Origin of the sequence: Burkholderia lata, assembly GCF_902499025.1 — a bacterium.
In the GTDB taxonomy this organism is placed as follows: domain Bacteria; phylum Pseudomonadota; class Gammaproteobacteria; order Burkholderiales; family Burkholderiaceae; genus Burkholderia; species Burkholderia lata_C.
Map to the genome: position 1 here is coordinate 66,871 of NZ_CABVPW010000012.1, position 12,628 is coordinate 79,498.

Below are 12,628 nucleotides of genomic sequence, written 5' to 3' on the forward strand. Positions count from 1 at the left end.
CTCAGTTCGCGGCGCGGTCATGATGGCTCGACACGAACTGGCGGAAGCGTTCGGAGCACTGGCCGCCGAACAGTTCGCCAGGTGTCCCGTCCGCATCGACCTCGCCCTGATGCAGGAACATCACGCGATTCGACACATGCCGCGCGAAGCCCATCTCATGCGTGACAACCAGCATCGTGCGCCCTTCTTCCGCGAGCGAGCGCATCACGCGCAGCACCTCGCCGACCAGCTCCGGATCGAGCGCCGACGTCGGTTCGTCGAACAGCATCACCTTCGGATGCATCGCGAGCGCGCGTGCGATCGCGACCCGCTGCTGCTGGCCGCCCGACAGGTGTGCCGGATAGTAGCCGCGCTTGTCCGCGAGGCCGACGCGCGCGAGCAGCGCCTCCGCCTCCTCGACCGCTTCCGCGCGACTGCGCTTCTGCACGCGCAGCGGACCTTCGACGAGATTGTCGAGCACGGTCATGTGCGACCACAGGTTGAAGTTCTGGAACACCATCCCGAGCTGCGAGCGGATGCGGTCGACCTGGCGCCGGTCGCCCGGATGCAGCTTGCCGTCGCGCGCACGCTTCATCTTCAGTTCCTCGCCGGCGAGCGCGACCGAGCCGTCGTCAGGCGTTTCGAGCAGGTTCAGGCAGCGCAGGAAGGTACTCTTTCCCGATCCGCTCGCACCGAGGATCGAGATGACGTCGCCTTCATGCGCATCGAGCGAGATGCCCTTCAGCACGTGATGATCGCCGAACGACTTGTGGATGTTCCTGACCGACAGGGCGACGGGAGCAGCGGTGTTCATCGAATTCTCCTGGAAAGAAGGACGCGGTCAGGATGCGACACTCCGCGCATTGCGTGCGCCGGCAGCGGGCGGGCCGGACGGCTTCGGCGCGCGCAGGTGGCCCGACAGCCGCCATTCGAGCGCGCCGAGCACGCGCACGACGACAAAATTCAGGCCCAGGTAGATGAGGGCCGCACACACGAACACCTCGGTCGTCCGGTAGGTTTGCTGGATGATCTGCTGCGCGACGCCCGTCACCTCCCACACGGTCACGAGGCTGGCGAGCGCGGTCGACTTGACCAGCAGCACGGCTTCGGTCGAATACGCGGGCAGGCACTGGCGCAGCGCGATCGGGCCGATCACGCGGCGCAGCAGCGCGAAGCCCGACAGGCCGATCGAATAGCCTGCTTCGATCTGCCCGACCGGCACGGCCATCAGTCCGCCGCGCAGGATCTCGGCCGTATAGCCCGCCGTACACAGTGCGAGCGAGAGCACCGCGCACACGTACGGCTCGCGCAGCAGCGGCCACATGAAGCTCTCGCGGATCACGCCGAACTGGCCGAGCCCGTAGTACACAAGAAACATCTGGATCAGCAGTGGCGAGCCGCGGAACACGAGGATGTACGCACGCGCGAAGCGGTTCGGCAGCCAGCGCGGCGACACGCGCATCGTGACGATCACGAGCGACAGCAGGCCGCCGAGCACGAGCGACGCGAAGAACAGACCGAGCGTGGTCGGTACCGCCGCGAGCAGCTGGCGCAGCGTGTCGAACAGGAAGTCGAAATCGAGTGACATGTGCGCCCTCCGTCAGTTGCGTGCGAAGTTGCGGCGGAACGACCGGCCGACGATCGCTTCGGCCCGGTTGAACACGCGGTTCGACAGCCCCGTCATGACCAGGTAGAGCGCGCCACCCGCGACGAAGAAGACGAAATACTGATGAGTGGAATTCGCCGCGATCTGGCTCGTGCGCAATAGCTCGGCGAGCCCGGTGACCGAGATCAGCGCCGAATCCTTCAGGCTCAGCTGCCACACGTTGCCGATGCCGGGCAACGCGAAGCGCAGGACCTGCGGAATCAGGATGCGGCGCAGGACCATGCTGCGCGGCATGCCGATCGAGCGCGCCGCTTCGAGCTCGCCCTTCGACACCGCGAGCACGGCCGCGCGATACACCTCGGCCTGGTACGCGCCGGAAATCATCCCGACCGCGAGCGCGCCGATCACGAATGGCGGTACACCGATGAAGCCTTCCGCACCAAACCACTGGCCCACGGCCGTGACGAGTGTCGAGCCGCCGAAATAGAACAGGTAGATGACCAGCAGTTCGGGCACGCCGCGAAACACCGTCGTATACAGGTCGCCGAGCAGGCGGGCGCTACGATAGCGCGACAGCTTTGCGGCCGCGATACCTGCGCCGATCACGGCGCCGACCGCGAGCGCGGCAAGCGTCAGCGCAACCGTCATCAGCGCGGCGAGCAGCAGCACGCCGCCCCAGCCTTCGGTTCCGAAGCCCAGCATTTCAAGGATCGCCATGCGTGCCTCCCGGCAAGCGTTGATAGGATCGGCAGGATGCGCGCCGCCGCGCGTCGCTCATGCCGCTTGCGCGGCGGCGGCCGGACGTGCGCTTACGGGGTGACGTCGGTCTTGAACCACTTGTCGGCGAGCTTCTTCACGGTGCCGTCCGCGAGTGCGGCGCCGATCGCCGTATCGAACTTCGTCTTCAGATCGGCATCCTGCTTGCGGAACGCGAGCCCTTCGCCCGGCCCCCAGATCGGCCCGCCGAGCTTCGGGCCCGCGAGCACGATCGATGCGTTGTCCTTCTTCGCGTTGTTCGCCGCGTAGTAGGTGACATCGTCGAACGATGCGTCGATGCGGCCGGCGACGAGGTCGAGATCGCGCTCGGGCGAGGTCTTGTACACGCGGATCGACGCAATGTCCTTGAAGCTGTCGTTGATGAACTTCGTGTAGACGGTGCCCGACTGGATGCCGATCGTCTTGCCCTTCAGTTGCTTGCGCAGCCCGTCGACGGTGGATTTGTCGGCATTCGCGTCGCCCGACAGCTTGACGATCGGCGCGCCCGGTGCCGCCTTCGGCAGGATCTTCGTGTCGGTGACGGCGAACGTCGCGGGCGTGGCCGCATAAGGACGCGAGAACAGCAGGATCTTCTCGCGCTCCGGCGTGATCGAGATCGCATCCATCAGGACATCGAACTTTCCTGCCTGAAGCCCAGGAATCATCCCGTCCCAGTCCTGCGCGACCATGTTGCACTGCACCTTGATACGCTCGCACACGTTGGCGAGCAGCTCAGGCTCGAAGCCACCGAGCTTGCCGCCGGGCAGCGTGAGGTTCCACGGCGCGTAGCCGCCTTCGAGCGCCACCGTCACGGTCTTCCATTCCTTCGCCTGCACTGGCGCGGCAAGCGTGGCCGCTGCCGCTGCGATGATGCCGATCGTCCTGACTGCCCACTTGATGCGCTTGCCGTTCACGAGATTTCTCCTTGCGTTGAAGTTCGTCATCCCTTCGGTCATGCAAGCGGCCTCAGGAATTTGTCTATACAAGCATGCAAGAAGAAAAACGGAGCGACAAGCGTTGATCAAAAAAAACCGGCCGAACGCGGGAAATCCCCTAATAACAAGGATCCGGCTTGCCTCGTGACGGTGATTCTCGGCACGAACATGGTGCATTCCTTAAGATCTTTCGATCAGGATGACTAGACAAATTCGTGATTCGACTGTTTCGCTAAACAAACTAAAATCCCCGATCGAATCCTGAAGTCATGCCCGCTGGCGCATCGCTCGCGAAAGCATCTCAGAGAAATCGGGCCTTCACAGCAGCGGCTTCCGCCGCTCGTCAGCGCCGCTTGCCCGCTTCCCGGCCGAGTCGACGCAACCCGTCGAGCCGCTCCGCGATCCCAGCCTCGACACCGCGCGGCACCGGCTGGTACCAGTGCGGTTCCCGCACGCCGTCCGGCAGGTAGTTTTCGCCAGCCGCATAGCCGTCACGCTCGTCGTGCGGATTCCGGTAAGCGTGCCTGAGTTCAGGTATCAATTCGGCACGCACGTCGCACAGATGTGCCGGCACGTCACGAGGCCGATCCTGCCGCACGAAGGCACGTGCCTGCATAAGCGCCGTCCCGCCGGCATTGCTTTTCGCCGCGCACGCGAGATACAGCACGGCCTGCGCAAGCGCGAGGTCGCCATCGGGTGCGCCGAGCCGGTCGCTGGTCTTGGCCGCATCGTCGGCGATCCGCAGCCCGGCCGGGTCGGCAAGCCCGATGTCGTCGTACGCGATCGCGACGATCCGGCGGGCGAGGTAGCGGCGGTCGGTGCCGCCGTCCAGCATCCGGCACAGCCAGTACAGCGCGGCGTCCGGGTTCGAGCCACGCACCGACTTGTGCAGCGCCGAAATCTGGTCGTAGAAATGCTCGCCGCCCTTGTCGAAGCGACGCGCGCCGGACGTCGTCGCGCGCTCGACGAAACTGCCGTCGATCGTCGTCACGCCCGCCGATGCAGCCGCTGCCCTCACCTGTTCGAGGAGGTTCAGGAAGCGTCGCGCGTCGCCGTCCGCATGGTCGATCAGCTGGTCGCGCGCATCGTCGTCGAACGAAAGCGTGCCGAGTGCGGTTTCGTGCGCCCGCACGAACAGCGCGCGCAACGCGTCGTCGTCCAGCGGCTTCAGCACGTACACGCGTGCGCGTGAAAGCAATGCGCGATTGACTTCGAAACTCGGGTTTTCGGTCGTCGCGCCGATGAAGACGACAGCGCCCGACGCGACGGACGGCAAAAGCGCGGCCTGCTGCGTTTCATTGAAGCGGTGGATTTCGTCGACGAACACGATCGTGCGGCGCCCTGCTTCGTCGAACACCCGCTGTGCCCGAGCCGTGACGGCGCGAATGTCCTTGACGCCGCCGAGCACCGCGGACAACGCCGCGAACTCGCAATCGAACGCCTGCGCCGTGAGCCGTGCCAACGTCGTCTTGCCGACGCCGGGCGGCCCCCAGAAAATCAACGAATGCGGCTTGCCCGATTCGAACGCCCGGCGCAACGGCATGCCCGCGCCGAGCAGATGCGCCTGCCCGATCACGTCGTCGAGCGACGTGGGGCGCAGCGCATCCGCCAGCGGACGGTGCGGTTCAGCGGAAAACAGGTCGGACATGGGTATGGGCAGGCACGCGCATCCGTCGGCACGCGTTGCCGCCGGATGCGCGGATTATGACAGCGAAGAGGTTTTGGCGGCGGGCGGTGCGCCCGGCCGTGCAGACAGATCCAGGCTGGTAGCGGCCGGACACTGCATCACGCGTTGCTGCGCATCGAGATCACACCATGCTCGACCAGAAACGCTTGTTGATCCCGAGAATCGCGCCGACTGCCGTGCCTGGAACAGCGTGCGCGACTTCGTCCAGGCGGGCGCAGTCCAGTGCGCACCGTGCCGCAGGTGACCGGCACGCAGACAGGTCCGCATGTCAGGGACGTGCGTTATCGATAAGACCGACCGGCACAGCGCGGGCGGCCCCGTCGACATCGGCCGCGCGAATCCAGCAAACCCCGCGGCTGCGCGACGCGCCTGCCGGCGCCCTCACCACCCTGCAAACACGTCCTGCGCAATCCCGAAGCCCGTGCTCATCCCGGCGCCGCTCGTCACGACGACGACGCGCGTGCCGTCGTCGGGCGCTTCGATCACGCAATCGGCATCGGCTGCCGACGGGTAGCTGCCGGTCCAGCGTTCGATGATGTCCAGCTCCGGCACATCGAGCGTCTCGTGCAGCAGGCGCAGGATCTGCGCATCGATCTCCTGCGTCGCGAACGGCAGCGGTGCGGCGCCGTATTCGTGCGAATCGCCCACCACGAGACTGCCATCGGCGCTCTGCACCGCGATCAGGTGGATGCCGTAACCGAGGCACACCGGCTCCTCCGCCTTCAGGCGCGTGCGCAACGCGTCGGCAGCAGGCAGCGCCGCGAACCCCGCGTAACGCAACAGGCTCAGGTCGCTCATCACCGCGCCGTGCAGCGCCAGCCGGCGGCGCGGTCGCACGCGCAGCATCTGCAGCTGGCACAGCCGGACTGCGTGACGCGCGAACCAGTCGCCGTACAGGTGGCGGCTGTCCGCGTTGCCGCAGACGATCACGCGCTCCGCGTGCAGCACGCCGCGCGACGTACGCACGGACGGCGTGCGCACCTCGTGCACCATCTCGCCGTAGCGAAACCGCACACCGAGACGTTCCGCCAGCCATGACGCCAGCAACCCGATCGCGGTACGCGGCTCGATGCGCAGTTCATGCGGGCTGTGCAGCACGCCTTGCGCGCCGTCCAGCCGCAGCTCCGGCGCCACGGCCGCCGCTTCGTCGGGTGTCATGACCCGGCATCCATCGGCCATGCCGGTCTGCATGAACGCATCGATCAGGTGCATCGCCTCGGGGCGACGCGCAATCAGGTGCAGGCCCTGGTGAAGCACGTCGATGCCGGCTTGCGGCGCGACGTCCGCCCAGACCTCGCGGCTCGCCCGCGCACGCCGCCAGCTATGTTCGGCGTGCTGCCCGGTGACGGTGACGAAGCCGAAATTGCGGATCGACGCGCCCACGCAGGCGGCATCGCGCTCGATCACGCACACGCGCAGCCCCTTGAGCGCCGCGGTATAGGCATGCGCGAGGCCGACGATGCCGGCACCGACGACGATCACGTCATAAGAATCTGCCGCTGCGATGGCATTCACGATTGCACCTTCCTTCTGTCGAGATGACGCGCGCCGCCCCTTCGGGGCGTGCGCATCGGTTGCCGCTTACCGCGTCCCATGGACGGCTCCCCATGAGCAGGGCGAACAGGCCGGCCCGCGCCGTTCGCTCCCGGGACTGCCGCCCGATTCCGCACTATCTCAGCGCGACATGACATCCGCATGAAAAACCACAAAACAGCATGAATTGGCATATTTTGCCATCACATGACATGGCGGGAATCTGCATCGATCTGGCTGTGCCTCGCACTCGCATGTGCGTCGACCACGCCGATCGAATCCGCCGTCGACGTTCAGACGACATGCCGAAAAGACCCAACGGTGTTGCTCGAACGCGATTCACACGCATATCGGAACAGCACACGGCACAACATGCGCGCGTCCTCGCCGCTAGTCGGCCCTCATCGCCCGAGCCCGCAATGCGTCGTGGCAATTTCAGCCGATTTCTGCTGTTTTGTGGTTTTTCATGTGCGTGTCACCGAGGGCCGCAACACTGCCGTGTCTCCGGAAACTGCGTCGCCGGCCATCCGGTCGACTCCGGCTGACGGATACAACGAAGGGTCGACACGCTCGCCGCGCGCGCTCGGATCAACCGTTCAATTGATTCATAGTCCTTAATTAAACAAGCATCGCTCTCGCATGGGAAATTCAACGATGAAGAAGTTCGCACTGTCCGCTCTCTCGCTGTCGCTGCTGGGTGTCGCCGGCGTAGCGCACGCACAGTCGAACGTCGCGCTGTACGGCGTGATCGACACGTCGATCACGTACGTTCACGGCAACAGCGGCACGGGCAACAATCTGTGGCAAATGGGCAGCGGCAACCTGTCGGGCAGCCGCTGGGGCATGAAAGGCAGCGAGGATCTGGGCGGCGGGCTGAAGACCGTGTTCCAGCTCGAAAGCGGTTTCAATTCGGGCACGGGCCGCCTCGGCCAGGGCGGACGCATATTCGGCCGCCAGGCGTTCGTCGGCCTGCAGAGCAGCCAGTACGGCACCGTCACGCTGGGCCGCCAGTACGATCCGGTCGTCGACCTGGTTCAGGGTGTCACCGGCGACAACTATTTCGGCGGCATCTTCGCGACGCCGGGCGACGTCGACAACAACGACAACAGCCTGCGCGTGAGCAACACGGTCAAGTACACGTCACCGGTGCTGTCCGGCCTGCAGGTCGAGGCGATGTACGGCTTCGGCGGCGTCGCCGGCTCGACGGGCTCGGGCCTCACGTACGCCATCGCAGCCGCGTACAACAACGGCCCGCTGGGCATCGCCGGCGGCTACTTCTACACCAACAACGTGAACGGCGCCGCGCGCGCCACCGGCTGGAGCGGTTCGTCCGATGCGATCTTCGACGGCCCGATCAACAGCGGCTACCTGAGCGCGAAGAGCATCGGCATCGCGCAGGTCGCGGGGCAGTACGCGATCGGCCCGGTCACGCTGGGCGTCGGCTACAGCAACGCGCAGTACCGCCGTGACGGCGATTCGCTCGCCGGCTTCGCCAACACGCAGAAGTACAACACCGGCCGCGCGTTCGTCACGTACCAGGCATCGGCGCCGCTGCTGCTCGGCATCGGCTATGCGTACACGAAGGCGAGCGGCAACGTCGACGCGAAGTATCACCAGGTGTCGGTGGGCGCCGACTATTCGCTGTCGAAGCGCACCGACCTCTATCTGATCGGCGCGTACCAGCACGCGAGCGGCCAGCAGCAGGTCGTGAATGCGAGCGGGCAGCTGGTCACGCAGGATGCGCAGGCGTCGATCGGTTCGTACGGCTACGCCGGCACGAAATCGCAGGAGATCGTCGCGCTGGGGCTGCGTCACAAGTTCTGATCGAGACGCCGGACGGTCCCGGGTGGCAGCGTGCACCGGGGCCGCCCGGCGGCCTCACGCGCGACCTTGCTTCCCCTTGGTTCCGCGCTTCGCCTTGCCCCGCCTGGCGATCGTGGTCGCCGCGGGTTCCTCGCCGACTTCGTAACGGCAGATACACACCGTCACTACGCAATGACCGACGGCAGGTCGCCTGCCAGCAGCAATTGCGGCACCTGGCTGAACACGTAGCGCCCGGTACCCGGCTGCAGGTCGAACACCCAGACGATGTCGAAGCGCTCGCCCGGCCACTTTGACGGCACCGGTCCGTTCGACAACGGCAGATGGGCGGCGATCGCGGGAATGTCCTCGTGCTGCCAGCAGATCAGCACGGCGCCCTGGCTACGCTGCGCCGCCGTCGCGACGTCGGCCTCCTGCCCTTTCGTATAGGTCGTGTCGAGCTCGAGCGGGATGCGCTGGCTGAGCGGCGTGACCGTTTCGGTCGGCCGCTGGCTCTTCGCATGCGGCGCCACGCCCGCCGCGAACAGCACGCCGGGCTTCGCGAGCGCCGCGCTCTGCAGCGGGCCTCGCGCGGGATCGAACAACGCAACCAGCGCGCCGGCGCGTTGCCAGCCGCGCGGAATCAGGCTCTCCTTGTCCTGCTCCCCGTTCGCGTTCACGCCGTACGGCTTGCCGTTGTCGGCCGGCTTTTCCGCGTGACGAATGATCATGATTTTTTTGGCAATGGGCGCAGTCACCATGATCGTTTCCTTTTGTGGACAGGTTCACGCAGATGAAAAAGGCCACGCGCGTAGCGCGCGTTGCGACCCGTGTCACTGTGATAGCAATGGATCGATGCGAACGCAAGCGAATTCCATACACGAGCCCGCGCCGTACGAAACCGATACCCGTTGCAACGGATTCGCAATACCTCGTCCCGCGGCGCCACGCGCGCTACCCGCGCGTCGTGGTCGAGCGACTCGCGCATCAGCCGGCTCCGCGCGATCCGTCCGAGCACATCGCGATGCCGATGTCGTCATCACTGCCGAAGCGATCGCACTCGGCGAGACACGACACGATCCGGCAGCCGTCGTCCGACCGGCATGCCGGACGATCCACCTTGACGCAAAACATCGTGCGAGTGCGAGTGCGAGCGCGCGAAATAGCCGCCGATTCGCCCGACAGAAATCGGTGTCGCGCGCATCCCGTTCCGCGGCTACCGCGCAATGCTCGACCGCGATGAAGCGTCAGGACCGACGCGTGCGCGGCAGGCCCGACCGCTTCACCGCGAACAAGCCCGTCCTCCGCACGCCGCCGCTCACTCGAACCGGCAGGCCGCGCGCGGCAGCGCCGCAAGCGTGTCGCTCGACAGTTTCAGAATGCCGTCGAAACTGGCCTGGTTGTCCGCCGGGCAGAAATCCGCGAGCTTCATGCCGTCCGGGCGCGTGTACTCGACATTGAACACGGCCTTGTTCAGCGCGATGAAGCTCGCGTAGTCGCCGCACTCGTGGAATCGGTTGCATTGCTCGTTGAGCGCCCAGTCGGCCACTTTCGCCATCGCGGTGGCGATACCCGAGCCGTTCTTCAGGCCCATCGACATGCCGCGATCGTGCGCAGCGGCGATCAGCGCCGTGTTGTAACGCAGTTGATCGTCACGCGTCAGCGGAAAGCCCGTTTCCTGGCGATAGCTGTCGTCGAGGTCCGGCTCGATGCCGTCGCAGCCCTTTTTCTTCGCCTGGTCGAGACGCGCCAGCATCAGGGGCATCAGGATCGCGGTCTGGCGAATGTCCAGCCAGCGTTCGTGATCCTCGTATCCTTCGACGGGGTTGCCGAGCACGCTGTCCGGGAACTTGCCGGCGTCTCCTCGGTTATCTTCGCGCCCGCCTACCTCCATGTAGCAGACGACATAGATACCCTTCGCCTTCAGGCGCTGGATCGTGCCGGCATCGGTCAGCTCCATGTCGACGTCGAACATCTTGCGCGGGTTGTTCACGCGGTCCAGCACCGTCTCGTTAATCCGGTTGCCGTCGATCTGCCACTGCCAGCTCGTACCCGGCACGAGCGGTTTCCACGCGGTGGCCTGCGACGCGCGCGCCGAGGCTGCCGCGAATGCGCTGCCGGGCATGGATGAATCCGAGTCGCCTCCGCACGCCGCAAGCAGCAGCATCAGCATGAATGGAGCGAACGATCTTGCGGACATGGCGAATCCTTTGCCTGTTGGCGGCTTGTCAGGATGTGGGGGGCCAGGGAGACACGTGCAGCGGAACACGGGCGATGCATCTGCCGATGCTGCGGTGGTGCGGGAATGCGCGAGGTACGTGCGGATGGTAGGCGGGAACACTGCGCCTATCTGTTCCGATTTGTCGATTTTTGTCGGCGTGGCGACTGCGGCCAGAGAAATTCGAAGTTTTCCATTAACGCCATTGACGCATCAAAATTAAAAACAAAACCCATGCGTTTCCAAAAACAAAACTGGAACCGATGTCACGATAATTTTATTTACAGCAATTCGATCACTTGGCTGAATTATTTGATTCCGGATGACAATTCTCGCCTGCATTCTCATCCTTTTCACCTCATTTTCTGGCCGGAGCGGAAGCTGACCCGCCGCCCCGGCGAGCGCATCCGGCGCGTGCCGGCCACCCGGCCCGCGACAACGACGATGCCTCCGGTTACCGGTCGCGGAGGTCGGAGACCACGGGGCACGTCATCGCAATGATGTGGACGGCCCGCATGGTCTCCTCCGTGGCCCCGCGTCGTTCACTGGCCAGGCGCCAGGTCGTTGGCAAACCGGTTCGTATAACCGAGCGTACCGACTCCACCGATGGAGTTGCACGTCGACGATGCGGTGCCGGGCGGGCAATCGACGTCACGATCGAGCGACCAGAAATGGACACCCACGAGACCATTCTGTTTCACGAACTGCGCAACGGTGTCTGCATCCGCCGGCGTGAAGGTTTCGCCGGCCACGTCGTTGCCGCCGATCATCGGCGTCAGCTCGATCTGGCTGTACGGTACACCCCAGTGATCGTGCAGGTTCATCGCCGCCTGGATCGCCGACTGTCCCATCTGGCAGGTGCCGTTCGCGACCACGCAGTTCCCCGCTCCCGCCGACCCGTAGTCCATCGTCATCAGGTCGATGGTGTAGTTCTTCAGGCCGTAGGCCTGAATCGCCTGCATGACCCAGTCGCCATACACGTTGAAGCTGTCGGGTGCGCTGGCGCCCCAGGAGGCGGCCGTAGTTGCCCCCTGCTGGGAAGGGGCGAGTGTCGCGAGCGTAAAGCTGAAGCGCAGGCCGGGATAATTCTGCTGGGCGACGGCCACGCGCTGGACGAGATCGTTGATCACCTGTTGCGTCTGCCCGCCCTCGATATCGAAATCGATCCCGATGAGGTTGTTCGACGCATAACGATTGATGAAGGCCGCCATGCCCGCATCCGTCCCGCACGTGAACATGCCCGCCGCGCCGCCGGTGGAAATCACGTAATTCACATTGGCCGCGGTGAAAAGCGGCACATTGGCGGCCGCCATCGCGCCGCCGTCGACGCCCGCCCAGTTCTCGCTCCCGCATTCACCGGTCGCAAACGCGAGCGTCAGCGTCCGTACACCGGTTGGCAGGACCGACAGCACCGGGCTCATCTGACCCGTGACGTTCGTCGAGATGACGTTCGTGTTCCAGTTCATCGAAATCGTCGCGTCCTTGTACGGGCTATAGACGAATGCCGGCGCCGTGCCGGTGCTCGTCCCGGCCGCCGTGGCAGCGCCGGTGCCGAAAGACGACCATGCCAACAGAAGCGCCAGCGCGCCCCTCAAGGTCGATCGCTTCATGAATCCGGTTTGGTTGTTCTTCATTTTCATGCCCTCAATTCCGATTTGGTTCATGGTTTCCCCTTTTCGATTGAAAAAGCTCCGCCCAGGTCGAATTCAAAAGAAATCAACCTTACGAATTGCCATTCGATGAAAAATTTCTATACTGATTCTGCTTTTTATATCAACGACGGAAAACGCTACGACTTCGGTCAATGCCGATGAAGCATGGCATCCCCACTTTCGTTCAGAACCGGACGTCCTCGACAACGCGATGCAAGCGGTATCGCGAAGTTGTCACGCCGGCCCGAGATGGTGAGCCTGCAGCAAGGCGGCCAATGTAGTGAAGTTTCAATCCGGCGCCCTCGCTTCGCTTTGTTATACTACATAATCATCAGGCATCAACCCTGGAATCGATTATTTCCACCAATATCGAAACCTGAAAATATTCAGGCGATCACATTGCCAGATTGCAATTGTCGCCATTCGATAATTCAAACAGATATCTCGCAGCCATTTGGCCGA

At 64.5% G+C, this 12,628-nt stretch carries 11 protein-coding genes; 2 read left to right on the top strand and 9 right to left on the bottom strand.

Annotated features, from left to right (window positions below; translation table 11 throughout):
* Position 1: 1 nt before the first annotated feature.
* The 6 genes from BDI24065_RS14160 to BDI24065_RS14185 form a co-directional block, all read right to left on the bottom strand.
* Complete coding sequence (locus BDI24065_RS14160) at positions 2-793, bottom strand: ABC transporter ATP-binding protein (protein WP_039353363.1); 792 nt, start codon at positions 791-793, stop codon at positions 2-4.
* A gap of 27 nt (positions 794-820) precedes the next feature.
* Positions 821-1,567 carry an ABC transporter permease gene (locus BDI24065_RS14165; RefSeq protein ID WP_175031801.1) on the bottom strand — a complete coding sequence of 249 codons (747 nt, stop codon included), beginning with the start codon at positions 1,565-1,567 and terminating at the stop codon, positions 821-823.
* 12 nt (positions 1,568-1,579) lie between these two features.
* Complete coding sequence (locus BDI24065_RS14170; protein WP_039353368.1) at positions 1,580-2,302, bottom strand: ABC transporter permease; 723 nt, start codon at positions 2,300-2,302, stop codon at positions 1,580-1,582.
* Between the two features lie 92 nt (positions 2,303-2,394).
* Positions 2,395-3,255, bottom strand: a complete 861-nt coding sequence (locus BDI24065_RS14175) for a transporter substrate-binding domain-containing protein (protein WP_175031913.1) — start codon at positions 3,253-3,255, stop codon at positions 2,395-2,397.
* 364 nt (positions 3,256-3,619) lie between these two features.
* Complete coding sequence (locus BDI24065_RS14180) at positions 3,620-4,924, bottom strand: replication-associated recombination protein A (RefSeq protein ID WP_175031802.1); 1,305 nt, start codon at positions 4,922-4,924, stop codon at positions 3,620-3,622.
* Positions 4,925-5,344: 420 nt separating this feature from the next.
* On the bottom strand, positions 5,345-6,481 hold the full coding sequence (locus BDI24065_RS14185) for a TIGR03364 family FAD-dependent oxidoreductase (protein WP_438820010.1): 1,137 nt from the start codon (positions 6,479-6,481) through the stop codon (positions 5,345-5,347).
* A gap of 669 nt (positions 6,482-7,150) precedes the next feature.
* Between BDI24065_RS14185 and BDI24065_RS14190 the strand changes: the two genes are divergently transcribed.
* The gene (locus tag BDI24065_RS14190; RefSeq protein WP_175031803.1) at positions 7,151-8,320 is read left to right on the top strand and encodes a porin; all 1,170 of its coding nucleotides are present in this window, start codon (positions 7,151-7,153) and stop codon (positions 8,318-8,320) included.
* A gap of 164 nt (positions 8,321-8,484) precedes the next feature.
* Here the strand turns inward: BDI24065_RS14190 and BDI24065_RS14195 are convergent, their stop codons facing one another.
* Positions 8,485-9,054: a hypothetical protein gene (locus BDI24065_RS14195; RefSeq protein WP_175031915.1), complete on the bottom strand. Its 570-nt coding sequence runs from the start codon at positions 9,052-9,054 to the stop codon at positions 8,485-8,487.
* Between the two features lie 560 nt (positions 9,055-9,614).
* The gene (locus BDI24065_RS14200) at positions 9,615-10,496 is read right to left on the bottom strand and encodes an endo alpha-1,4 polygalactosaminidase (protein ID WP_175031804.1); all 882 of its coding nucleotides are present in this window, start codon (positions 10,494-10,496) and stop codon (positions 9,615-9,617) included.
* Between the two features lie 105 nt (positions 10,497-10,601).
* On the opposite strand from BDI24065_RS14200, the gene BDI24065_RS14205 reads away from it, so the two are divergent.
* Complete coding sequence (locus tag BDI24065_RS14205; RefSeq protein WP_175031805.1) at positions 10,602-11,015, top strand: hypothetical protein; 414 nt, start codon at positions 10,602-10,604, stop codon at positions 11,013-11,015.
* 41 nt (positions 11,016-11,056) lie between these two features.
* Here BDI24065_RS14205 and BDI24065_RS14210 read toward each other — a convergent pair whose 3' ends face one another.
* Positions 11,057-12,178 carry a chitinase gene (locus tag BDI24065_RS14210; RefSeq protein ID WP_254609764.1) on the bottom strand — a complete coding sequence of 374 codons (1,122 nt, stop codon included), beginning with the start codon at positions 12,176-12,178 and terminating at the stop codon, positions 11,057-11,059.
* Between the last annotated feature and the right edge of the window lie 450 nt (positions 12,179-12,628).

Excerpts from the sequence above, each read along its gene's own strand:
- BDI24065_RS14205 (WP_175031805.1), top strand. The coding sequence starts at position 10,602 with ATGCGCGAGGTACGTGCGGATGGTAGGCGGGAACACTGCGCCTATCTG.
- BDI24065_RS14210 (WP_254609764.1), bottom strand. The coding sequence starts at position 12,178 with ATGAACCAAATCGGAATTGAGGGCATGAAAATGAAGAACAACCAAACC.
- BDI24065_RS14200 (WP_175031804.1), bottom strand. The coding sequence starts at position 10,496 with ATGTCCGCAAGATCGTTCGCTCCATTCATGCTGATGCTGCTGCTTGCG.
- BDI24065_RS14160 (WP_039353363.1), bottom strand. The coding sequence starts at position 793 with ATGAACACCGCTGCTCCCGTCGCCCTGTCGGTCAGGAACATCCACAAG.
- BDI24065_RS14170 (WP_039353368.1), bottom strand. The coding sequence starts at position 2,302 with ATGGCGATCCTTGAAATGCTGGGCTTCGGAACCGAAGGCTGGGGCGGC.
- BDI24065_RS14165 (WP_175031801.1), bottom strand. The coding sequence starts at position 1,567 with ATGTCACTCGATTTCGACTTCCTGTTCGACACGCTGCGCCAGCTGCTC.
- BDI24065_RS14190 (WP_175031803.1), top strand. The coding sequence starts at position 7,151 with ATGAAGAAGTTCGCACTGTCCGCTCTCTCGCTGTCGCTGCTGGGTGTC.
- BDI24065_RS14180 (WP_175031802.1), bottom strand. The coding sequence starts at position 4,924 with ATGTCCGACCTGTTTTCCGCTGAACCGCACCGTCCGCTGGCGGATGCG.